Raw genomic sequence first — 20,865 nt, 5'->3', positions numbered from 1 at the left:
TTAAGTTTGTTCTGGTGGCGTACTTGTTCGCTGTCAGTTGATTTCTGTGTCGACTCTTGATCGGGTCAGCCTAGCTAAGGAGCTGGAAGAATTATGTCCGTTGCAAACCGTCTGTCCGCACTCTTCGCGGCATTTACCCTCGTTGCCGCTCCGACGGTGACCGTTTTTGTTGCTCCCGCTGCCTATGCCGAAGAGCCCGCAGCGACAGCACCTGCAGCGCCCGCCGCGACTGATGCTGCCGCCCCTGCTGCTGACGCCGCTGCTGCCCCGGCAGACGCTGCCGCAGCCCCGGCTGATGCCGCTGCCGAAGCACCTGTTGCACCCCCTGCAGCAGACGCTGGCGTGCCTGCTGACAACCCATACGGCCTGAAGGCGCTGTGGACCCAGAGTGATATGGTGGCCAAGGGCACCCTGGTGATCATGCTGATCATGTCCATGGGTACCTGGTATGTCATGGTGACCAAGCTGTTCGAGCAGTTCAAGCTGATGCGCCAAGCCAAGGCCGCGCGTGAGTCCTTCTGGAGTGCAGGTTCGGTCAAGGCCGGCGTAGGCACCCTGGAAGAAGGTAGCGCCTTCCGCTTCATCGCAGAGAGCGGTGTGAATGCCAACGAGCACCACGAAGGTGCCCTGCTGGAGCAGATTGACCGCAATACCTGGGTGACCATGTCCATCCAGCGTTCCATCGAGAACGTGCAGAACCGCCTGCAGGATGGCCTGGCCTTCCTGGCTACCGTGGGCTCCACTGCACCGTTTATCGGCTTGTTCGGTACCGTTTGGGGTATCTACCACGCCCTGGTGAAGATCGGTATGTCCGGTCAGGCTTCCATCGACAAGGTGGCTGGCCCCGTGGGTGAGTCGCTGATCATGACCGCCATCGGTCTGGCTGTCGCCGTGCCTGCCGTGCTCGGTTACAACTGGCTGGTTCGCCGCAACAAGTCTGGTATGGAACAAGTCCGTGCCTTCGGTGCCGATCTGCACAATGTGCTGATGAGCAACAGCCAGGCGAAAAAGGGCTAAGCCATGGGGATGAACGTCGGAGAATCCGGCGGCGATGACGAGGTAGTGTCGGCAATCAACACTACCCCGCTCGTGGATGTCATGCTGGTGCTGTTGATCATCTTCCTGATCACCATCCCCGTCGCGACACACACCGTCCCGGTCAAGCTGCCTACTGAGACCAACCAGGCGAACGAAACCAAGCCGGAAAACATCAATATCGCCGTGAACAAGGATGGCGATGTGTTCTGGAACATGGCTTTGATCCCTGATAACGAAACGCTGGTTACCAAGCTGAAGGAAGAGGCGGTGAAGGTACCTCAGCCTGAAGTGCAAATTCGTGGTGACCAGACCGCTCGTTATGAGTTCGTGGGTAGGGTAATCGTGGCTTGCCAGCGTGCCGGTATCGTCAAGGTCGGTTTTATCACCGAGCCTCCGCCGCGCGGCTAAGTTGAAATAATTGCGAAGGATAAGCCATGGGCATGAATGTAGGCTCAGGTAGTGATTCCGGTGATCCGGAAGTCATGGTGGACATGAACACCACGCCGTTGATCGACGTGATGCTCGTGCTGCTGATCATGCTGATCATTACTATCCCGGTGCAACTGCACGCAGTGAAGCTTGATATGCCTGCGGGTAATCCCCCGCCGCAGACAACCGAGCCTATCGTGCATCGCATTGATATCGATTTCGACGAAACCATCTATGTGGATGGCATCGTTACGGATCGCGCTACGCTTGAGGCCAAGCTGCGTGAATATGCCGCTCAGCCTGAACAGCCTGAGGTGCACCTGCGCCCCAACAAGCTGGCGCCGTACAAGACGGTTGCAGGCGTGATGGCTGCCGCGCAGCGTCTGGGCGTGACCAAGATCGGTATGATCGGTAACGAACAGTTCATGTAACAAAACGGGTTGCGGCGACATCGTCTAGACGGTGTCGCCGCGCTTTGCTTTTTAGAAGCCACCAACCAATTCGGAACAAAAATGCGCGCTCGTCCTCTTTGCCTTGGACTGCTTATCTGGGCAGCCATTGGCTCCCCCGCCCTTGTTAGTTTGCATAGCAGCCCTGCCGCTGCCATGGCCCAGGAAGCCGTGCGCCCCGAGGTGGGCAAGCCATTGGCCGCAGCAAGCAACCTGATGCGTTCAGGCAAGCATAGGGAAGCGCTAGCCAAGACCCGAGAGGCCGATGCTGTCGGTGGTAAATCGGCTTATGAGTCGTTTGTGGTTGATCGCATGATGGGCTTTGCCGCCGCCAGCGCGGGCGATGCGCAAACAGCCGCCAAGGCGCTTCAGTCCGCCATGGATTCGGGCAAGATGTCCGGCTCTGAAAAACTGACAGCGATGGAAGCGCTGGTCAGCGCTTACTATCGCGCCAAAGATTTCAAGGGCGCTGCTGCATGGGCTGATCGTTACACCCGTGCCGGCGGCACCAACGCCCAAATTACCGGCCTCTCCGCCCAGTTGCGCTATATGAGCGGTGATTCCGCTGGTGCTGCGCGCGAGCTGAATGCTCAGGTGACCAGCGACATCAAGGCAGGCCGCAAGCCGTCTGAGGAAAAGCTGCAGTTACTGGCCAACGCCTATTTGAACCAGAAGAATACTGATGGCTATCTGGCGACGCTGGAGAAGCTGGTTACCTATTATCCCAAACCATCCTACTGGACTGATGTGATCTCGCGCGTATCGCGCAAGACCGGCTTTGCCGATCGTCTGGCTTTGGAAGTGTATCGACTGAAGTTTGCCACCAACAATATGGTCTCGGTTGAGGACTATATGCAGATGGCCCAGCTTGCCATGCAGGAAGGCTTTAATGCCGAGGGCAAGAAGGTGGTTGAAAAAGGCTTCGCTGCCAATGTCCTGGGTCAGGGCCCACAGGCTGAGCGGCAGAAGCGTTTGCTGGATCTTGCAAACAAACGTGTAGCCACTGAGGCGGCCACGTTTGCACAACTGGAAAAAGAGGCGAACGCCTCGGCTGATGGCAGCCTGCTGGTGAATCTGGGCATGAGCCTGGTGGGCGCCGGTCAATCCGCCAAGGGCATTGCCATGATGGAGCAGGGCATACAGAAAGGCGGCCTCAAGCGTCCGGAAGACTCCAAGCTGCGTCTCGGTATTGCGTATCTGATGGCCGGCCAGAAGCCCAAGGCCGTGCAGATGCTGAAGACCGTGCAGGGTAAAGACGGTACGGCAGACGTTGCCCGTCTCTGGACGCTCCACGCCCAGCAGCACTGATTACGGCAGTATGCAACGGGCAAGGCCTACCGGTCTTGCCCGTTGCTATGCCTGATGGCATAACCATCCGGGCATGACAGCGGCGGATATGACCGTGCTGTATGCGATTTCCCAGTTGCAGTTTTCCAAAGCGACACCACACCATGAAACTTGCTTCCATTGCAGGCCTGAGCTTGTTTGTCGCCGGCCTGGCGGGCCCCGTTGCCGCGCAGCCGGCCGACATGAACAAGACGCTCCATACCTATTTCGAAGCGCCTGAATCCGGTTTTGACCCCGCCAAGTATTCCGACCATTACTCTGGCGAAGTCAACAGCAGCATCTTCGAATCCCTGCTGGCTTATGACTACCTGGCTCGCCCGCAAACCCTGGTCCCCAGGCTGTCCGACCTCCCACAAGTGCTGGATGACGGCAAGACTTTCATCTTCAAGATCCGCCCCGGCATTTACTTTGCTGATGATCCTGTGTTCAAGGGCAAGAAGCGTGAAGTGGTTGCCACGGATGTGATCTATACCATACAGCGCATTGTTGACCCCAACAGCCGCGGCGCACCCTGGGACTTCATGTTCAAGGGAAAAGTGATAGGCCTGGACGAAAAGATCGAGGCGGCCAAGAACAAGCCTTTCGACTTTGACAAGCCGATCGAGGGACTGAAGGCTCTGGACAAGTACACAGTACAGATCAAGCTCAAGCGCACTGACTACAACCTGCCTTACATCATGGCGGCGCCGGCTACCGGTGTTGTAGCACGCGAAGCTATCGAGGCTTATGGCGAGAATTCGGAAGCACATCCGGTAGGTACCGGCCCATACATGCTGAAGTCCTGGCAGCGGCGCAACCGCATCATCCTGGTGGCGAACCCTAACTATCGCGGCTTCCAGTACAAGCCTGTCAGTGGCCCTGGTATCGAAGTAGATCAGGCTATCGCCAAGCAGTTGGAAGGCAAGACCTTTCCGCGTATTGGCACGATTGATATCCGCGTGATTGAAACGCCACAGGCTTCCTGGCTGTCGTTCCAGAGTGCACAACTGGATATCCACCCACGGTTGGGTAACAACTACTCCAAGATTGTGGCGCCGGGCAACGAGCTCTCTCCCAAGTACAAGGAGATGGGTTGGCGCTATTTCCGCGAAGCGGAAGCGGATATTACCTATTACATGTTCAATATGGACGACAAGGTTGTGGGGGGGAACTCGCTTGAGCGTATAGCCCTGCGCCGTGCAATTGCCTTGTCATATAACCAGGCCAAGGAACTGTCCATTATCCGCAATGGTCAGGGCCTACCGGCACAATCACCGTTGGCTCCGCAGATCAACGGCTACGATCCGAATTTCAAGAATGTGCTGGGCCGCTATAGCCCGTCGCGCGGTAATGCGCTGCTGGACAAGTTTGGCTACAAGGATTGCGATGGCGATGGCTTGCGTGAGCAACCGGGCTGCAAGCCTTTGACGATCACCTATATGGCCAGTACCGGTGCTGATGGCCGTGACCAAGAAGAGTTGCTGCTCAAGGGCTTTGGCGCTATCGGTATCAAGCTCGAAATCGTCAAGATGAACTTCTCCGATCTCTTGAAGAATCGTCAGAGTGGCACATACCAGTTCGCTGGCGGCGCCTGGGGACAAGACTACCCAGATGCTGAAAACTTCATGCAACTGTTATATGGCCCCAATGCTGGTCCCGTGAACGAATCACGTTTCCGTAATAAGGACTTCGACAAGCTGTACGAGCAGATTGCAGCGGAACCCCAATCGGAAGCGCGTAACGAGCGGCTACGTCAGATGAGCCGTATCGTGGCGGCTTATGTGCCCTGGATATACAACGTCAACCGTATCCGCACCCACATCGCTCATCCCTGGGTCAGTGGCTATAAGCCGCACCCGGACAATATGCCGCACTGGTACTACCTCGATGTGGATGTCGAGAAACAGCGCGCTGCCACCAGCAAGTAATACATCGAATCGTTCAAAAGACGTGGACCGAAACGGGAGAAACCCGCATGCGTAAACTTACACCACTCGTACTCGCGCTTTGCCTGCCGGCAGCCTTTGCCGCCGAGCGTGGCGAGATCCGTATTTCCAAGGCTGAGGCAGTGCCGGCGCTATGCAGCCAAGCAATTGCCGACCTGAATGGCGCTGCCGCCCAGCTGCAGAAGCTGCCCTTGGCCGAGGCCAATGTTCAAACTGTGCTGGTACCCTGGAGCAAGACCATGGGTGGCTTGGTCGAGTTCTGGTGGGGCGGTGGCCTGGTCGCCAACGTGCACCCGGACGAGAAGCTGCGCCAGGCTGAAGAAACTTGCGACCTCAAGATTTCGGACGCCATGAACAAGCTGATGCAGCAAGAGGCGTTATATCAGCGCTTCAAGGCCGTGAAGCCGGCGGACGCCATTGATGCCGAAACGCTCAAGGGCATCCTGGCAGAATTTGAAGACAAGGGCGTGAACCTGCCGGCTGCCAAGCGTGCTCAGGCTGGCAAGCTGTTTACCCGCTTGGATAAACTGCAGCAGGACTTTGCCCGCAACGTTCGCGAGAACAAGCAGAAGTTGGCTTTCACTGCGGAGCAGCTCAAGGGTTTGTCTGACGATGTACTGCAGGGCTTGAAGCGTGATGCCAAGGGAAACTACCTGGTTGGCTTCGACTACCCTGAATATCTGCCTGTGATGGAAACGGCCGAGAGTGGCGAAACCCGCCGGCAGATGCAGTACGCCTACGCACGCCGCGGCGGTGCAAAGAATCTCGCCATCCTCCATGAAGTGGCCAATATCCGTAAGCAGCTGGCGACGCTGATGGGTTACCCCTCGTATGCTGCTTGGGCTACGCGTAACAATATGGTGGGCAAGCCGGAAGTTGTGCTGGATTTCCTGGGTAAGGTCCGCAACACCGTGACCGAGGTGGAGAAGCGCGAACTGGCTGAACTGGCCAAGGAGAAGGCTACTTACACCAAGGACCCCAAGGCTGTGATGCAGCGTTGGGATCAGGCCTTCTATGAGCGCCGGGTGCAAAAGGCGCGCTTCCAGATTGATCAGGAGGCTGTGCGCGCCCAGTTCCCTACCGAGCCGACGATAGCCTGGATGATGGCTGTGACCAGCCGTCTGTATGGCGTGGAGTTCCGCCAGAATGCCAAGCTGCCAGTCTGGCACGAGGATGTGAAGGGCTACGATGTATTCGACAAGGCATCGGGTGAGTATCTGTCGTCCTTCTACCTGGACCTGTTCCCTCGCGATGGCAAGTACAAGCATGCCGCGGCCTTTACGGTACGCCAGTCCAGTACGCTGACAGGTCAGACGCCGGTTTCGGCGCTGGTGACCAACTTCAACCGCAAGGGCTTTGATCAGGACGAGCTGGAAACGCTGTACCACGAGTTTGGCCACATCATGCACGGTGTGCTCAGCCGCACCCGCTACACCCTGAATGCAGGTACCAATACCAAGCGTGATTTTGTCGAGGCACCGTCGCAGATGTTTGAGGAGTGGGCGCGTAATCCCGCTTCGCTGGCGCTGTGGAACGAGGTCTGTGCCAGCTGCAAGCCTATCGATATGCAACTGGTGGCCAAGATGAATGAATCCCGGCTGTTTGGCGCGGGTACCAAGTACGCCCGCCAATGGCTATACGCCGCCTATGACATGGCCTTGGCGGGCCCAGTGCCGCAGGATCCGCTCAAACTGTGGCAGAAGATGGAAGCAGCAACACCGCTGGGCTATGTGAAGGGTACGGAATTCCCGGGTGCATTTGGCCATATCGTCGGTGGCTATGCGGCCGGCTACTACGGCTATATGTGGTCCGAGGTACTGGCGCTGGATATGCGCTCGGCCTTCGGTAGCAATGTCATGGATCCGGCAGTGGGTATGCGTTTCCGCAAGAGCATTCTGGAGAACGGCTCGCAAGTGCCCGAGATGGACCTGGTTCGCCAGTTCCTGGGCCGCGAACCCAGTTCCGATGCTTTCTTCCGCGAAATCACCGGCCAGAAGGCTGCAGAGGCTAAATAATGAGCACCTACCTGTTACGCCGTATTTGGCAAATGATCCCGACCCTGGCCGGGGTCATGCTGCTGGTCTTCTTCCTGTTCAACGTGTTTGGCGGCGATCCTGCCGCCATCCTTGCCGGCAAGGTGGCCAGCAAGGAAAAAATTGATGCCATCCGCGAGCAGTTGGGCTTGAATGCACCGATCTGGGTGCAACTGTGGATCTTCGTCAAACAGGTCTTCACCTTTGATTTTGGCGCCAGCTGGAGTACTAACGAGGCTGTTTCGGCAATCATCCTGCAGAAAGCACCGGTCTCGCTGACCGTGATGCTGCAGGTCTGGTTGCTGGACGCCATTGTTGCCGTGACGCTGGCAGTAGCCGTCGCCTACAAGCGCGGTTCGTTTACCGATCGCGCCGTAATGGGCATCTGTACTGCAGCCATGTCCATCTCGCTATTGCTGTATGTGGTGGTGGGCCAGTGGCTGCTGGCCTATAAGCTGGAGTGGTTTCCGGTGCTGGGCTGGAGTGATGATTTCTGGACCAACGTCAGCACTTACGCACCGCTGCCGATTCTTCTGCTGTTGTTCGTTTCCATCGCGCCGAGCTTGCGCTTGTATCGCTCCTTTGTGGTGGAAGAAACCGGCCAGGATTACGCCCGGACCGCCCGCGCCAAAGGTGCTTCCGAGCACCGAGTGATGTTTGTCCATGTACTGCGCAATGCTGCCGTACCCATCGTGACCAACCTGGCACTGGCGTTGCCAGGGCTGTTCGTGGGTTCCTTCCTCATCGAGATGGTTTTCTCCATCCCGGGTTTGGGTAAGGAAATCGTCAATGCGGTGCAACGCAGCGATTTCCCGGTGATCAAGGCGATCACTGTCTACCTGGCCATGTTTGCCATGGCTGTCAATTTGCTGGTCGATGTCCTCTATAAGAGACTCGATCCGCGTGTCGAACTGAAGTGAGGCGGCGACAATGACTCAGCAACAAGCATCGTATGGATTCTGGCGCGCCGCCGGAAAACGCCTGTGGGCGGACAAGCTGGCGCGATTCTGCATGGCCGTTCTGGTTGTGTACTTCCTGGTCGCCGGCGCGGCGGGTATGGGTTGGGTGGCGAAAGACTGGAACGAGGAAGTTGGTGTGTCATACGCCAACCCATCTTTCTTGGGTGACGACTACCCGAACCCACAAGGCAAGAACAGCATCATCAGCCAAGATGTACTGGTGATTGATGAGAAGCAAAAGGCAGTCGATCCCTTGGCGCCTTACTATGAAGAGATAGAGAAGAACGCCGCAGCGTATGAAAAGGCTGAGGTCAAACCAAGCTGGACGCTGCCACTGGGAGGTGACAAGTGGGGCCGTGACGTCTTCGACAAAGTGATCAAGGCGGGGCAGGTATCCATCAGCATTGGTCTGGCATCCGCGTTGCTAGCCGTGTTCATCGGTACCGTGCTGGGCGCGCTGGGTGGTTACTTCGGTGGCAAGCTCGGTGATTTGCTGGAATGGTTCTACAACATCTTCACATCGGTCCCCTACATCCTGCTGGTTCTCGCGTTTGCCGCTGTTTTTGGCAAGGGTGTGAGTACCGTGATCCTGGTTCTGGGTTTTGTGGGCTGGACCGGTACTTACCGCCTTATCCGTGCCGAATACATCAAGCAGCGTGGCCGTGACTATGTCATGGCAGCGAATGCCATTGGCGCTTCGCATGGCCGCAAGATGTTCGTACATATCCTGCCTAACGTCTCACACCTGATACTGGTTCAGCTTTCGCAGCTGGTGGTGGATTTCATCAAGGCAGAAGTCATCCTGTCCTTCCTGGGTCTCGGCGTGCCGACGGACTCGGTGTCCTGGGGCATCATGATCAATGAAGTCATGCCTGAACTCGTGCTGGGCAAGTGGTGGCAATTGGCGACGGTAGCTGTGGTCATGTCGACCTTCGTGGTCTCGTTTGGCCTGTTTACCGACTTGTTGCGCGATGCGCTCGACCCCAAGGCCAGCCGCCGCTAAGGAATGCACGATGACCACTGAAAACCTGCTTGAAATCAAGAATCTGCGCGTTACCTTCAGGCTCGGCAAGAACGAGCGTTTTGAGGCGCTGCAGGGCGTCAACTATGTGATTCCCAAGAACAGCGTGGTTGCGCTGGTTGGTGAATCGGGCTCGGGCAAATCGGTATCGGCCATGGCCATCATGGATCTGTTGCCGCGTGCCAATACCGAGATACCCGCCGATAGTGCCATGGTGTTCGAAGGCACCGATCTGCTGAAGCAGACCGAGAAACAGCGCCGTGACCTGTGCGGCAAGCATATTTCGATGATCTTCCAGGATCCGATGACCTCGCTGAACCCGGTATACCGGGTGGGCGACCAGATCGTCGAAGTGCTGCGCCTGCATAAGCCCCTGAGCAAGAACGAGGCAAAAAAACGTGCAGTCGAATTGCTGCGCGAGGTGGGTATCCCAGATCCGGAAACTCGGGTTAATAGCTATCCGCATGAAATGTCGGGTGGTCAGCAGCAGCGTGTGATGATCGCCATGGCGATTGCCTGCGAACCCAAGCTGCTGATTGCGGATGAACCGACCACAGCGCTGGACGTGACGATACAGAAGCAGATCATTGAACTGCTGATGAAGCTTAAGCAGAGCCATGGTATGAGCGTATTGTTCATTACCCATGATCTGGAGCTGGTGCGTGAGATCGCCGACCATGTGGTGGTGATGCACCGAGGCGTGATCAAGGAGCAGGGGCCGGCCGAGAGCGTGTTTACCGCCCCCAAGGATCCTTACACCCGTGCTTTGCTGGCTTGCCGTCCAACCATAGACAAGCGTCCTATCCGCCTGCCTATCGTCGAGGACTTCCTGCAAGGCCGTGAGCATGAATTGCCCCAGGGTGAGCGCAGCCGTGGTGTCAGCCCGGCCGATCCCATCATCTTGCAGGTCAATAACCTGAAGAAGACTTTCCGCGTCAAGCAAGGCTTGTTCGGCCATAAGGAAGTGGCTGCGGTGAAGGATGTCAGCTTCAAGCTGGCGCGTGGCAAGACCTTGGGTATCGTGGGTGAGTCGGGCTCTGGCAAGACCACACTGGGCAAGACCATCTTGCGCCTCAATAGCTGCGAAGGCGGTGAGGTCATCTACAACAACAAGAACCTGATGGGTCTGTCCGACCGCGAGTTCCAGCCCTACAAGCGGCAGTTGCAGATCATCTTCCAGAACCCCTATGCCAGCCTGAATCCGCGCTTTACCGTGGGTGACATCCTGCTGGAACCCATGCGTGTGCATGGCATTCACGACACCGACAAGGACCGCGCTGATCATGCGATCCAGTTGCTGCGCCGGGTGGGGCTGGATGAGAAAGCCTTCCACAAGTATCCGCACGAGTTTTCAGGCGGCCAACGCCAACGAATCAGCATTGCCCGCTGCCTGTCGATGAAGCCGGAGATTCTGGTCTGTGACGAATCGGTGTCTGCGCTGGATGTGTCGGTGCAGGCGCAGGTGCTGAACCTGTTGCAGGAATTGCAGGATGAATACGGTATGAGCTACCTGTTCATTTCGCACGATCTCAGCGTGGTCAAATACATTTCGGACGAGGTGCTGGTGATGCACCACGGAGAGATGGTGGAATACGCCAATTCTGATGAGCTTTACCGCGAGCCCAAGCACGCTTACACGCAGAAATTGCTGGCCGCGATTCCCGGTCGCTGACCGGGCGCAAGGCGCGATATGCCCATAGGGGGGCATATCGCTCCCGGTGAAAGCGTGGCGCCGTCGCTGAAACCTGCCAAGAGCAGGCAGTGGTTGAGCCACGGGGGAGAAAAGGGGCGCCGGGTAGCCTTGTGATGACTTGAAAGCCGCTGATATAGCGGCTTTTCTTTTGCCTGCGGCAATACGACCTGGGCGACTGTATGAGAAAAGGCCACTTGCGTGGCCTTGATACGGAGCACAGCTTGGCGTAGCGCCTTACTTGCGGCTACTGCTCTTGACGGCATCGGCGGTGGCGGTGCTGGCGGCCTTGATGCTGGCGTCGGCAAATTCAGCTACCTGCCGGCTGGCCTTGGTGAGACTGTCAAAAGCGGCCTGGCTGGCTGCAATGCTGGATTTGAAGCCCGCAGAAAACAGATCGGAGCCGGCCGGTGCAGACTGACCGAGCTTATCGAAGCCGGCCAGGAACTCTTGCTGCAGATTGCCCAGGCGGGCTTCGCTTACCTTGGCCAGTTCAGCCTGGGTCTGGGCGGCCAGTTCGTAGATATTGCGCGACAGGCCCAGCATCGAGCCCATGGCCTGCTCGGTCAGGGCGGCGCGTACAGCCAGGGCGGATTGTGGGTCTTTGACTTCTGCCAGTTTGTTGGCCACCTTGGCGGAGTCCTCCAGTGCGTCTTTTGCGGCAGTCAGCTGCAACTGCAGCATGCGCTCTGCGCTGTCTATGCTAATGCGGGCAAGCTTTAGTGCGATCTCCAGTTGCTGCTGGGTGAGTTCTGCTTGGGGGGATGGTGCCATGTCATTCTCCAGGTTTGTTATGTGTCTGTACTGTTTGCCTGTAGGGGCTGTGTGCAAGTCCAAGACCGTGGAGCTGGGTGGGCCACCCATGCTGCATGGCACGCTTTAGCATGGCCTGCAGGTGCTGCCGGTTGTTGTTGGCAGTACGCAGGCGCGGGGGAAGAGTGCTGTACGCTTAGGCTTGCGTTATAGTTATGCTGCTTCGCACAACACAACCCATTCTAGGAAGAGGGTTCTGTGGCGTCAAGAACAATATGCTGCAATGCAGCAAAGTTTATCTGCTCGCTAAGTGATTGATTCACAGAAAAATACGGAGACAAACTTGGCCGATACCCCAAAGCGCGTGATCAAGAAGTACCCCAATCGACGCCTCTACGATACTGCCACCAGCTGCTACATCACCCTTGAGGATGTCAAACAACTGGTGCTTGAAAACGTCGAGATCGTGGTGGAGGATGCCAAGACTCACGAAGACATCACCCGTAGCGTGTTGCTGCAGATCATTCTCGAAGAAGAGAGCGGCGGGGCGCCGATGTTTACTTACGACGTACTGACCCAGATCATCCGCTTCTACGGCCATGCCATGCAGGGGCTGATGGGCAACTACCTGGAAAAGAACCTGCAGCTGTTCAGCCAGATGCAGCAGCGCCTGCAGGAGCAATCGAAGACGGTTTACGGTCAAGGCGAGAACCCCTTGGCAGGCAATGCCAATCTCTGGGGGGATTTCATGAAATTCCAAGCCCCGGCCATGCAGAACATGATGACCAGCTACCTGGAGCAAAGCACCAATATGTTTGTGGAGATGCAGCAACAGCTGCAGGACCGCACCAAGAACATGTGGACTGGATTTGGCTTTCCCCCAGGTGGCAGTGATAAAAAATAGAGATCAATCCGCGCAGCGGATAAGCAAAAGGCGTGTCTGCGGATACGCCTTTTTTGTTGCCGACTACCCCGCCTGGGTATCGGTGTGCGGCTTGCTAGCGTAAAAGCAACAGCAGGGGGCTTGAAAGTGCCTTGCCCCTTACTGAGCCCTATGGAGTGCCCATGAGCGATGTAACATCCCTAGTCATGAATAGCCCCGTCCTACCACAGCCAAGCGCCGCGCTATCTGGGCTCACCGAGCTGCCAGAGCCTGCGCTCATCTATCAGCGGATTACCTCACTGCTCTACCGCGAAGAGCCCAACCCCCGTCGACATGCCAGCACGCTGGCGAATGCACTGAACGTAGACAAAAAGACGGTGAATCGTTGGAGTAGTGATGGTGTTCGCAATGTCGAAGACATGATGGCCATCTGCCAGGCATTCGCGGTACCGCCTTCGATCTTGCTGGCACCGGTGATCCAGGGAACACAGATGGTGGATTGCCTGATCTCGGTGAACGGTACGGAGTGCCAGGGGCGAGCCTGGATATCCTTGCAGCCCCTGCCCACAGATAAGGCCAGTGCCATGGTGTGCAGGCCAGGGGAGGGGCGTTTCTGGCGGCTGGAGGCCTGTGGTAGCGGCCCGCGTGAAACAGCGCACGTGGCCTACTATGTGGATTCGCTGTGCGAGACCCGCAAGACAGAACCGCGTATCGCAGTGTGCTTGCCTGGCCGCACGTCACTCTCAAATGAACTTGCGGTGAAATTGCAGCAGTATCATTGCCAGACGGTAGAATATGCTACTGGTGCGGCGCTGCTCGACGCCATGCAGCGCTCGCCTCTGCAGATGATAGCCCAGTCTGCTGCCCGTGCGATGGCAGACCTGGACAGCAACCCCAGCTATGCCCGCTATGAAGCGACGCGAGCTTTGCTACGCCAGTTTGATATCTGGCATGTGGAGGGTGACTCGCAGGTGGCGGAGCAGTTCAAGCAGGCACCCAACCTACTGATCGTGCATGAGTCACTGTCGGATTGGCCGGTGTTTGTTCAAGCTGTTCGTGCAGCCTGTGGCCGCTACGTGCCTGCGCTCGTGTTGTGCGCGGAACCTATGCAGCCCCGCCTAATTGAAGGCCACTATTTTTGCTCCATCCAGTTGGCCGATGTGCTCGGTATGATACGTAGACTGGTTTAACCCCCTATATAAAGGAAATAGTCGTGATTGAACTCTTTATCCTGCTGCTCATCAACGTGCTCGGCGTCACCACACCTAGCCCCGCCACTGAGCAGCCTAAGGATCAAGCACCAGCTGGGCTCGTGAAGCCACAGAGTGATACACCGCAGCCTATCATCAACCCAGCCGTATAAAGCTTGGTCATGGGAGTACTGCGCGACTCGTTGGGGCATGTGAGGCTGGCGGATGAACTCGCTGACCAGATTTCTGCCATGGCGAACGCGCTGGGCTTTCGTAATTTCATGTTGGGTTACGTCAACCCGACACTGTCCAATGCGCCGTTCTGGATAGACCGCATGCCAAGCCGTACCTGGGATGCCGGTACTGTAGTGGCAAGGGATCCGGTGTCGACTGAAGTTGTAGCCACCACGGCACCTAAAACCATTATCTGGACAGCGGAGACCTATGCTTCGGCGGGCGCGGCGGATTTATGGGAGTTGGGTAACTCGATAGGTATACACAATGGCGTGGTGCATGCCGCACGCCCCGGTGGCCGGCGGCGCATGATGCTGAGCATGGATCGCGATGCGGCTTTCGATGGTACGCTGGAACAGCAGATCACCCAGGCCAAACAGCTGGCTTATTTTACTGACATGCTGGCAGGCGCTGTCATTACTCTGTTCGATACGCAAGACCAGATCGAAGCCGATCTAAGCAAGACCGAATTGGAAGCGCTTAAATGGGTGTTTGGTTTTGGTTATTCTGCGATTGAGATTGCAGAGAAATTGAATATCTCGCACCTTGCAGCACGGCAATTGCTACAGGCTGCCACCGAGAAAATCGGGGCGGGGAATTACATACAGGCCAGCATGATCGCGGCGCGGTATGGTGCGCTAGGGGCGGTTTGACAGTAAGGGACGTCGCAACGGAAGCGCTACGTTGGTTTCTCTGAAGCGTATCCATGCTTAATAGGTCTGATTCTACCAGTTGAACCGTTTGCACACTTGTCCTGGCTGCACCAGAATTCTCGACGATCGTCCTCAGCAAGATACCCCGCAACTTCGTCGATAGCACTGGCTGTGTACCGACCATTGACATTCAGCTGATCTTCCGCGGAGCGCGCTCCATGGTGAGTTTTTGCAAGAACACCCGTTGTTGCGGACGCGTTGTTTGGAACAAGTTATCCGCCCCTACTGATAAAATTCGGCGCATGTATGTCCTCCTTGATCACATAATCTTTTAAATCGCCATCAAGGAAAACTTCCTGATGAAAAATTTCGTCCCACAACATTTCAAAAAATTTAACGGGTGGCTCAGGGAATGGAATAGGGCATTGATTCATTGCGAGCAATGCCTCCCATTTATCACTACCGTGTAATAGCATATACCCAAGCGCATCCTTGATATTGGACTTGCTTCTCTCATCGAACTTTAAGAAGTACGGGACCAGCAAGTCGTTAATGCAAGCACGAACCTCGGCCTCATCATTGGAACAAATTGATGCGAATGACGCCGCCTTATCTTCTTCAAGAAGAAGGAATGGCTCCAAAACTGCACCAACGAGATATGGATTAACCGTCTTCATCTGCATCACCTCAAAGTGGGGAACTGAGTATAAACAAGGCCACTCCTGAATACTGTACGCATATTTTTTGTAAGAAAATAGTCGAGCCCGCTGCCACTAGAAGTGATCTTTGTAAATTCCTCATCCAGAATAGATCCCGCACCAATACGCTGGAGGGCCACAATCTCATCCGCAACGCTAGTGTTTGGAACTTAACGTCCTCATGGATGCTTTAGAATGAAAGCGATTGCATCCAGCATTGGTAATGTAGATCAACCACGTCACATCGACGTGTACTATCTTTCATTTCAGAAAAAATTAAAACTACTTCTCTCTCGGGAATGTGTAAATAAGCAATTGGAATGACTCCGTTTTTGCCTTCCAACATTCTAATGCATCTTCTTGCAACAATTCGATGCTGCTTTACAGGCAAGTCCAGCTCAATTCCATTTGTTGCTTGCGCGCGAAATTCAGGTAAAAGATCAGCTGCCACGGCTCTGCTCTTTGGTGCCCATGCAGGTAAGCCATACTTTTCTAGCATCTCCTTTATGGCAGCATTGTATGCTCTAACATAACTCTCGCCTTCGTAAGACATAACAAGATAAAATCCGTTCCCATCGATGGTCGGAGACGATGAATTAATACTCCCATAAAAGAGTCTGTAGGCTTTTTCAATCTCCCATGCAGCCAAAGCTGCGTCGCTGCCGGCCTTGGATTGAGACTCGTTGGTGTGATTCATAAAAAATCCTTCCCGTACTTTAGAATTTCACGTTTGGAAATTGCGGATTCTGCGTGCCAAGGCTGTTTGGGAGAGCCGCATAGTCCGGGAGTGAATACACTTCACGATACATATCTTTCGGTGAGGATAACAGTATTTTATCAACACCTGTTCTGTGTTGCATTGATGCCACCCTGGCTAAAACTTCGGCACGTTTAGAGCCAGCAACCCCTTGTGCATGAAAACCTTCGTGAATGGCAGTTTCTGCCGCCATCGTATTGCTCTTAGCCGCAGGCAGGAAAACCTTGGATTCTACGTCAGAGTTTTGCAAGACTCGCGGAGAGAATTGCCATCCCAAAGATATCTGGCCGCTCTGGGCCTAGTAGCCCATCGCGATATAGCTGCGAGAGAATTGCAAACGCATTGTATTGTTTGTGTCGGCTTTTAGAACAGTGCTACCTATTTGAGAGCTTGACATATCCGCAATAACTTCATCCAGATTAATCTAACTAACATCTCGGCTAAAATTTCCATCTCTTTGGGTAATAGAGAATGATTTGTTTGGGACTGCTAATTTTTATTTTTTGGCAAATCTCTCAAGAAATCCCCCTTCCTTTTTTCTACCAAGTAGAAACCGTAGTGGTCCGGATTGCGGCTACACTTCGCCCCTCTGGTGCTATGGTATTTAGCCATCTTCTCGGGAGTATCGATTACCCAAACTTCCTCTTTGCAAATTGGGCACAGAAGCTTATAGCCAGCAGCAGCCAACTCCACCAGAGCCAACAAGTCATCGTCGTTACTCTTTAGAGTTATTGTTTTTTCTTGATCAGTCATATTTTTACCTCTGTTCAATGCTGGTCATTGTTCAGCAGGCACAAAGTACCTGCTGAACGTTGAGCACGCAACCCACCAAATGGATTCTTTCCAACCGGCAAGTGCGGATAGTCTTCACCGACTTCATGCCAAATCATGCGGCGAGCATCAAGCGATGGTCTTGTCCAGTTCTGGAACAGAGATTCCATCTTGTACGCTTGAAATTCAGCATACCGGGTGTTCTGCCAGACGCCTCGATGCATGTCCATTAGATGATCTACTTCATGAGTAAACACACGTGCTGCATATGTCAATGGAGCATAACCAAGCCGCTTCGCTTCAGCCGAAATTGCAGCGGGGTACAACTGAATCAATCGAGCCGCAGGATTAGTTTGTCCGATAGCATCAAAACGAACCCCAAGATTAAAGTTGAACTGAAGATCGCCACCGGCCCTTTGCATGCTAGCGTAAGAAGCCATACTTACCGGGTTATCGGAAATCGCCTGCATCAGCGAATTTTCGGTAATAGACGTTGAGGCGCGTAATTCAGCAGTTCCGCCCTTTATGATTACTCCGGGCCTGCGGAAGGCCAATGCACTGTCTGGAACTACCCCCCAGCAGTCTGCCTGAGCCAGTGCGCATGAAATCGCAGATGGTCTTCGATAAAGCTAGCAACAAAGTAATAACTATGGTCGTAGCCGGGCTGCACCCGCAGGGTGATAGGCCAGCCGCGCGCTTGGGCGATGTCGGCCAGCGCCTGTGGGTTAAGTTGGGTGGGCTGGAAGTTGTCTTGCTCGCCCTGGTCTATCAAGAGTGGCAGGGCTTGCTGGGCATGTTGCAGCAGGTGGCAGCTGTCGTAGTTTTGCCAGGTCGCGCTATCGTCGCCCAGGTAGGCGGTGAATGCCTTTTGCCCCCATGGGCTGGCAGTCGGCTGGCAGATTGGGGCAAAGGCAGAGGCTGCGGCATAGCGGCCTGGGTTGCGCAGGGCAATCATCAGGGCGCCGTGGCCACCCATGGAGTGGCCGCTGATGCTGCGCCGTAGCGTAACCGGGAACTCACGTTCTATCAGGGCTGGCAATTCCTCAGCCACGTAGTCGTACATGCGGTAGTGGGCAGCCCAGGGCGCTTGGGTGGCGTTCAGGTAGAAACCGGCACCCTGGCCCAGATCGTAGCTGTCGTCGTCTGCCACCTCGGCACCACGCGGGCTGGTGTCCGGCATCACGATGGCCATGCCTAATTCGGCGGCCACACGTTGCGCACCGGCTTTGGTGGCAAAGTTGTCGTCGGTGCAGGTCAGGCCGGATAGCCAGTACAGCACATCTACCTTGGTGCCCTGATCACACTGGGGTGGCAGGTAGATGGCAAAGGTCATGCTGGTACCAGTGCTGGCGCTGTGGTGGCGAAAGCGCTTGTGCCAGCCGCCAAAGGCGCGAAAGCTGGCGATCTGTTCCAGGGCTTGGCTCATGTGGGGCTTACTTGGCGTAATGGATGACAGAGCGGATGGACTTGCCTGCGTGCATAAGCTCGAAGGCGGAGTTGATTTCCTCCAGCGGCATGGTGTGGGTAATGAAATCGTCCAGCCGGAATTCGCCGGCCAGGTAGCGCTCCACATACTGCGGCAATTCGGTGCGACCACGCACGCCACCAAAGGCGGAGCCTCGCCAGACGCGTCCGGTCACCAACTGGAAGGGGCGGGTGGCAATCTCGGCGCCTGCCTCGGCCACGCCGATGATGACGGACTCTCCCCAGCCCTTGTGGCAGCACTCCAGGGCCGAGCGCATGACGTTGACGTTACCTATGCATTCGAACGAAAAATCGACGCCACCACTGGTCATCTCGACAATGACATCCTGTATGGGCTTGTCGAAATCCTTGGGGTTGATCAGGTCGGTCGCGCCCAACTGTGTGGCCAGGGCAAATTTATCGGTATTGATGTCTATGCCGATGATGCGGCTGGCGCCCGCCATGCGGGCGCCGATCACGGCAGAGAGGCCGATGCCACCCAGGCCGAAGATGGCCACGGTATCGCCTTGCTTGACCTTGGCGGTATTGATGACAGCCCCCATGCCGGTAGTGACACCACAACCCAGCAGGCAGATTTCTTCCAGTGGTGCTTCGGGGTTGACCTTGGCGAGGGCAATCTCGGGAACCACGGTGTATTCGGAGAAAGTGGAGGTGCCCATGTAGTGGTAGATGGGCTTGCCATCCTTATAGAACCTTGTGGTGCCGTCTGGCATCAAGCCTTTGCCCTGGGTGGCTCGGATAGCCTGGCAGAGGTTCGTCTTGCCTGATTTGCAGAACTTACATTCACGGCACTCCGGGGTGTAGAGCGGAATCACATGGTCACCCACGGCCACGCTACTTACGCCTTCGCCCAGTGCCTCGACGATGCCTGCGCCTTCGTGCCCGAGGATGGCGGGAAAGACGCCTTCAGAATCCTTGCCTTCAAGCGTATAGGCATCGGTGTGGCAGACACCGCTGGCCACGATGCGCACCAGCACCTCGCCTTTCTGTGGCGGCATCAGATCGACCTCTTCGATGCTCAGGGGCTGATTGGGGGCCCAGGCAACGGCGGCGCGGGTTTTGATCATCTTCATGGCGGTTGCCTCAGGGGTGGAAGGGGTGGCCGTATTATATGAGCCTGTTATGAAATCAAGTCGTAGCTGGCGGGGGGCGGACTGAGCTGGCACCAGGGCAACCCTGCCGGCAGAGGTTAGCGTGGGCCGAACCTGTAGGCTCTCCTCTGTTAGCGTCTATCATTCCCCCTCGCCGCAGCTCGTCATCATTCTGGACGGGCTTCGTTCATATCACCGACTTAAGTTCGGGGCAGGCGCTGAGCGCCGCCAAGCTGGGCGATCTAACGCACCAGCTTGGGCGAGGCATCAAATGTTGCAGACCGCGATCCAGCTCTCCGCATCGGGGATCAAGTGGGTGAAGCCATTTCTTGCCAAGTCGTCTGCTGTCCACAGGGATCGATGGTTTTCCAGCGGATTGGCTTCGACTTCTTGATGGATGAAGGATTTAGGTGTGCTGACCAGCACATGGCCGGACGCCACACGCTTGAGTTCGGCTAAGAAGCGCTCTCCGGTGGGCATGTCGAAATGCTCAAGGATATCTATGGCCATGACCAATTCGTACTGACGAGCCGCCAGGCCCGGCAGGATATCCATGGGCGGTTTCAAGGCGCCAGTGCAACTGACAAAGCAAGGGTTGAAAGTGGGACGAGATGAAGGCACTTCACCGACTTTCGACCGCCAAATCAGAGAGCCGATGCCATCGCACCAACGCCTCACCGAAGAAGAACGATACCAGATCGAAGCTTACGTCCGCTGCGGCCAGACGCTCGCCGAGATTGCCCGAGACTCTAAGTATGCTTGCCATCCTTCCTTGGCTAGATGTTAGGGCTTGGTTGGGCAAATGCTTGCCTCTGGTCCAGTTTTCAAGGACTGCAGCAGTATCTGAGCGAACTTCTCATCAGAAATCTCATGCCACATGGTGATTTCTCCTCGACTTGACTCAATGAAAGCGTTCACGATGCCGATTCCAATTGCGCTACCTACAACACTTGCCCCTGCCGGATAGCCTGCCGAAACAGCATTACTAGCTTGCTGACTGACCTGTGAGTCTATGTCAGTACCCGAAGCCAAATATGTTTCCGGTTCAAAATACCAATACAAGCGCGGCTTTGCTCTTGAGGCCTTTGGTAGCCATGCCCCACCTTTTCGAAGCATGTACTGGGAATTTTGCCGCATCCATTCATTTGCCTGAAAAAAAGACCGTCCTTCACCACGATAGAAGGTACCCACGGCATTTTCCTGCACTGCCCGATAAGTGCCTGGTAACAGGCCTTGTTCCCAGGAGACATTTAACAGGCCGTGTACGTCTTTGTATGAGATCTTCTCCGCAATAACGAGACATTCTTGACGGTCGACTGGCTGCAATTGACCTGCTCCTCCTGGAGCTGTTGCGCATGCGGTCAGCGTCAAGGAAAGGATGGGAATGAGGGTGCGCACAGGCTTGATAAATGAGGAAGGAATGTTCTGAGTATACATGGGTGTGGAAGTGGTGAGTTCT

The 20,865-nt window shown here is 55.7% G+C and carries 22 protein-coding genes; 12 read left to right on the top strand and 10 right to left on the bottom strand.

Annotated elements, in window-relative coordinates:
• Positions 1–93 precede the first annotated feature (93 nt).
• The 9 genes from QQK16_RS15245 (at position 94) to QQK16_RS15205 (ending at position 10,873) form a co-directional block, all read left to right on the top strand.
• Positions 94–1,017, top strand: coding sequence for a MotA/TolQ/ExbB proton channel family protein (locus QQK16_RS15245; protein ID WP_284197341.1), 924 nt, complete (start codon positions 94–96; stop codon positions 1,015–1,017).
• Between the two features lie 9 nt (positions 1,018–1,026).
• The gene (locus QQK16_RS15240; RefSeq protein WP_308447054.1) at positions 1,027–1,446 is read left to right on the top strand and encodes an ExbD/TolR family protein; all 420 of its coding nucleotides are present in this window, start codon (positions 1,027–1,029) and stop codon (positions 1,444–1,446) included.
• 26 nt (positions 1,447–1,472) lie between these two features.
• Positions 1,473–1,898, top strand: coding sequence for an ExbD/TolR family protein (locus QQK16_RS15235; protein ID WP_284197339.1), 426 nt, complete (start codon positions 1,473–1,475; stop codon positions 1,896–1,898).
• A gap of 174 nt (positions 1,899–2,072) precedes the next feature.
• Entirely contained in the window at positions 2,073–3,224 is a 1,152-nt protein-coding gene (locus QQK16_RS15230) for a tetratricopeptide repeat protein (protein ID WP_284197338.1), read from the top strand.
• Positions 3,225–3,367: 143 nt separating this feature from the next.
• Complete coding sequence (locus tag QQK16_RS15225) at positions 3,368–5,170, top strand: ABC transporter substrate-binding protein (RefSeq protein ID WP_284197337.1); 1,803 nt, start codon at positions 3,368–3,370, stop codon at positions 5,168–5,170.
• A gap of 47 nt (positions 5,171–5,217) precedes the next feature.
• Positions 5,218–7,203, top strand: coding sequence for a M3 family metallopeptidase (locus QQK16_RS15220; RefSeq protein ID WP_284197336.1), 1,986 nt, complete (start codon positions 5,218–5,220; stop codon positions 7,201–7,203).
• Entirely contained in the window at positions 7,203–8,141 is a 939-nt protein-coding gene (locus QQK16_RS15215; RefSeq protein ID WP_284197335.1) for an ABC transporter permease, read from the top strand. Before QQK16_RS15220 ends, QQK16_RS15215 begins: the two co-directional genes overlap by 1 nt.
• 10 nt (positions 8,142–8,151) lie before the next feature.
• On the top strand, positions 8,152–9,183 hold the full coding sequence (locus QQK16_RS15210; protein ID WP_284197334.1) for an ABC transporter permease: 1,032 nt from the start codon (positions 8,152–8,154) through the stop codon (positions 9,181–9,183).
• A gap of 10 nt (positions 9,184–9,193) precedes the next feature.
• Positions 9,194–10,873 carry an ABC transporter ATP-binding protein gene (locus tag QQK16_RS15205; RefSeq protein ID WP_284197333.1) on the top strand — a complete coding sequence of 560 codons (1,680 nt, stop codon included), beginning with the start codon at positions 9,194–9,196 and terminating at the stop codon, positions 10,871–10,873.
• Positions 10,874–11,128: 255 nt separating this feature from the next.
• On the opposite strand, the gene QQK16_RS15200 is transcribed toward QQK16_RS15205, so the two are convergent.
• The gene (locus QQK16_RS15200; RefSeq protein ID WP_284197332.1) at positions 11,129–11,665 is read right to left on the bottom strand and encodes a phasin family protein; all 537 of its coding nucleotides are present in this window, start codon (positions 11,663–11,665) and stop codon (positions 11,129–11,131) included.
• 322 nt (positions 11,666–11,987) lie between these two features.
• Here QQK16_RS15200 and phaR point away from each other — a divergent pair, with 322 nt between their 5' ends.
• The 3 genes from phaR (at position 11,988) to QQK16_RS15185 (ending at position 14,604) form a co-directional block, all read left to right on the top strand.
• Complete coding sequence (phaR, locus tag QQK16_RS15195; RefSeq protein WP_284197331.1) at positions 11,988–12,548, top strand: polyhydroxyalkanoate synthesis repressor PhaR; 561 nt, start codon at positions 11,988–11,990, stop codon at positions 12,546–12,548.
• 185 nt (positions 12,549–12,733) lie between these two features.
• Complete coding sequence (locus tag QQK16_RS15190; RefSeq protein WP_284197330.1) at positions 12,734–13,717, top strand: helix-turn-helix domain-containing protein; 984 nt, start codon at positions 12,734–12,736, stop codon at positions 13,715–13,717.
• Between the two features lie 182 nt (positions 13,718–13,899).
• Entirely contained in the window at positions 13,900–14,604 is a 705-nt protein-coding gene (locus QQK16_RS15185; protein ID WP_284197329.1) for a helix-turn-helix transcriptional regulator, read from the top strand.
• 272 nt (positions 14,605–14,876) lie between these two features.
• Here the strand turns inward: QQK16_RS15185 and QQK16_RS15180 are convergent, their stop codons facing one another.
• The 9 genes from QQK16_RS15180 to QQK16_RS15140 form a co-directional block, all read right to left on the bottom strand.
• Positions 14,877–15,281: a hypothetical protein gene (locus QQK16_RS15180; RefSeq protein ID WP_284197328.1), complete on the bottom strand. Its 405-nt coding sequence runs from the start codon at positions 15,279–15,281 to the stop codon at positions 14,877–14,879.
• A gap of 211 nt (positions 15,282–15,492) precedes the next feature.
• The gene (locus tag QQK16_RS15175; protein ID WP_284197327.1) at positions 15,493–15,999 is read right to left on the bottom strand and encodes a hypothetical protein; all 507 of its coding nucleotides are present in this window, start codon (positions 15,997–15,999) and stop codon (positions 15,493–15,495) included.
• 19 nt (positions 16,000–16,018) lie between these two features.
• Positions 16,019–16,252 carry a hypothetical protein gene (locus QQK16_RS15170; RefSeq protein ID WP_284197326.1) on the bottom strand — a complete coding sequence of 78 codons (234 nt, stop codon included), beginning with the start codon at positions 16,250–16,252 and terminating at the stop codon, positions 16,019–16,021.
• A 296-nt stretch (positions 16,253–16,548) separates the two neighbouring features.
• The gene (locus tag QQK16_RS15165) at positions 16,549–16,812 is read right to left on the bottom strand and encodes a hypothetical protein (protein ID WP_284197325.1); all 264 of its coding nucleotides are present in this window, start codon (positions 16,810–16,812) and stop codon (positions 16,549–16,551) included.
• A gap of 14 nt (positions 16,813–16,826) precedes the next feature.
• Entirely contained in the window at positions 16,827–17,300 is a 474-nt protein-coding gene (locus QQK16_RS15160; RefSeq protein ID WP_284197324.1) for a hypothetical protein, read from the bottom strand.
• A gap of 98 nt (positions 17,301–17,398) precedes the next feature.
• A complete protein-coding gene (gene fghA, locus QQK16_RS15155; protein ID WP_284197643.1) occupies positions 17,399–18,244 on the bottom strand; it encodes an S-formylglutathione hydrolase in 846 nt (281 codons plus the stop codon).
• 19 nt (positions 18,245–18,263) lie between these two features.
• Positions 18,264–19,388 carry an S-(hydroxymethyl)glutathione dehydrogenase/class III alcohol dehydrogenase gene (locus QQK16_RS15150; RefSeq protein ID WP_439954240.1) on the bottom strand — a complete coding sequence of 375 codons (1,125 nt, stop codon included), beginning with the start codon at positions 19,386–19,388 and terminating at the stop codon, positions 18,264–18,266.
• A 285-nt stretch (positions 19,389–19,673) separates the two neighbouring features.
• Positions 19,674–19,961 carry a hypothetical protein gene (locus QQK16_RS15145; RefSeq protein ID WP_284197323.1) on the bottom strand — a complete coding sequence of 96 codons (288 nt, stop codon included), beginning with the start codon at positions 19,959–19,961 and terminating at the stop codon, positions 19,674–19,676.
• A gap of 228 nt (positions 19,962–20,189) precedes the next feature.
• Positions 20,190–20,843, bottom strand: a complete 654-nt coding sequence (locus tag QQK16_RS15140) for a hypothetical protein (protein ID WP_284197322.1) — start codon at positions 20,841–20,843, stop codon at positions 20,190–20,192.
• Positions 20,844–20,865: the final 22 nt, after the last annotated feature.

Origin of the sequence: Chitinimonas prasina (genome assembly GCF_030160395.1) — a bacterium.
In the GTDB taxonomy this organism is placed as follows: Bacteria; Pseudomonadota; Gammaproteobacteria; order Burkholderiales; family Chitinimonadaceae; genus Chitinimonas; species Chitinimonas prasina.
Note: the sequence above shows the minus strand (reverse complement) of the source record. Positions and strands in the feature narration are given on the sequence as shown.

Coding starts and splice junctions, on each gene's coding strand:
- QQK16_RS15245 (WP_284197341.1), top strand. CDS start 94: ATGTCCGTTGCAAACCGTCTGTCCGCACTCTTCGCGGCATTTACCCTC.
- QQK16_RS15240 (WP_308447054.1), top strand. CDS start 1,027: ATGAACGTCGGAGAATCCGGCGGCGATGACGAGGTAGTGTCGGCAATC.
- QQK16_RS15235 (WP_284197339.1), top strand. CDS start 1,473: ATGGGCATGAATGTAGGCTCAGGTAGTGATTCCGGTGATCCGGAAGTC.
- QQK16_RS15230 (WP_284197338.1), top strand. CDS start 2,073: ATGGCCCAGGAAGCCGTGCGCCCCGAGGTGGGCAAGCCATTGGCCGCA.
- QQK16_RS15225 (WP_284197337.1), top strand. CDS start 3,368: ATGAAACTTGCTTCCATTGCAGGCCTGAGCTTGTTTGTCGCCGGCCTG.
- QQK16_RS15220 (WP_284197336.1), top strand. CDS start 5,218: ATGCGTAAACTTACACCACTCGTACTCGCGCTTTGCCTGCCGGCAGCC.
- QQK16_RS15215 (WP_284197335.1), top strand. CDS start 7,203: ATGAGCACCTACCTGTTACGCCGTATTTGGCAAATGATCCCGACCCTG.
- QQK16_RS15210 (WP_284197334.1), top strand. CDS start 8,152: ATGACTCAGCAACAAGCATCGTATGGATTCTGGCGCGCCGCCGGAAAA.
- QQK16_RS15205 (WP_284197333.1), top strand. CDS start 9,194: ATGACCACTGAAAACCTGCTTGAAATCAAGAATCTGCGCGTTACCTTC.
- QQK16_RS15200 (WP_284197332.1), bottom strand. CDS start 11,665: ATGGCACCATCCCCCCAAGCAGAACTCACCCAGCAGCAACTGGAGATC.
- QQK16_RS15190 (WP_284197330.1), top strand. CDS start 12,734: ATGAATAGCCCCGTCCTACCACAGCCAAGCGCCGCGCTATCTGGGCTC.
- QQK16_RS15185 (WP_284197329.1), top strand. CDS start 13,900: ATGGGAGTACTGCGCGACTCGTTGGGGCATGTGAGGCTGGCGGATGAA.
- QQK16_RS15180 (WP_284197328.1), bottom strand. CDS start 15,281: ATGAAGACGGTTAATCCATATCTCGTTGGTGCAGTTTTGGAGCCATTC.
- QQK16_RS15175 (WP_284197327.1), bottom strand. CDS start 15,999: ATGAATCACACCAACGAGTCTCAATCCAAGGCCGGCAGCGACGCAGCT.
- QQK16_RS15170 (WP_284197326.1), bottom strand. CDS start 16,252: ATGGCGGCAGAAACTGCCATTCACGAAGGTTTTCATGCACAAGGGGTT.
- QQK16_RS15165 (WP_284197325.1), bottom strand. CDS start 16,812: ATGACTGATCAAGAAAAAACAATAACTCTAAAGAGTAACGACGATGAC.
- QQK16_RS15160 (WP_284197324.1), bottom strand. CDS start 17,300: ATGCAGGCGATTTCCGATAACCCGGTAAGTATGGCTTCTTACGCTAGC.
- QQK16_RS15150 (WP_439954240.1), bottom strand. CDS start 19,388: ATGAAGATGATCAAAACCCGCGCCGCCGTTGCCTGGGCCCCCAATCAG.
- QQK16_RS15145 (WP_284197323.1), bottom strand. CDS start 19,961: ATGGATATCCTGCCGGGCCTGGCGGCTCGTCAGTACGAATTGGTCATG.
- QQK16_RS15140 (WP_284197322.1), bottom strand. CDS start 20,843: ATGTATACTCAGAACATTCCTTCCTCATTTATCAAGCCTGTGCGCACC.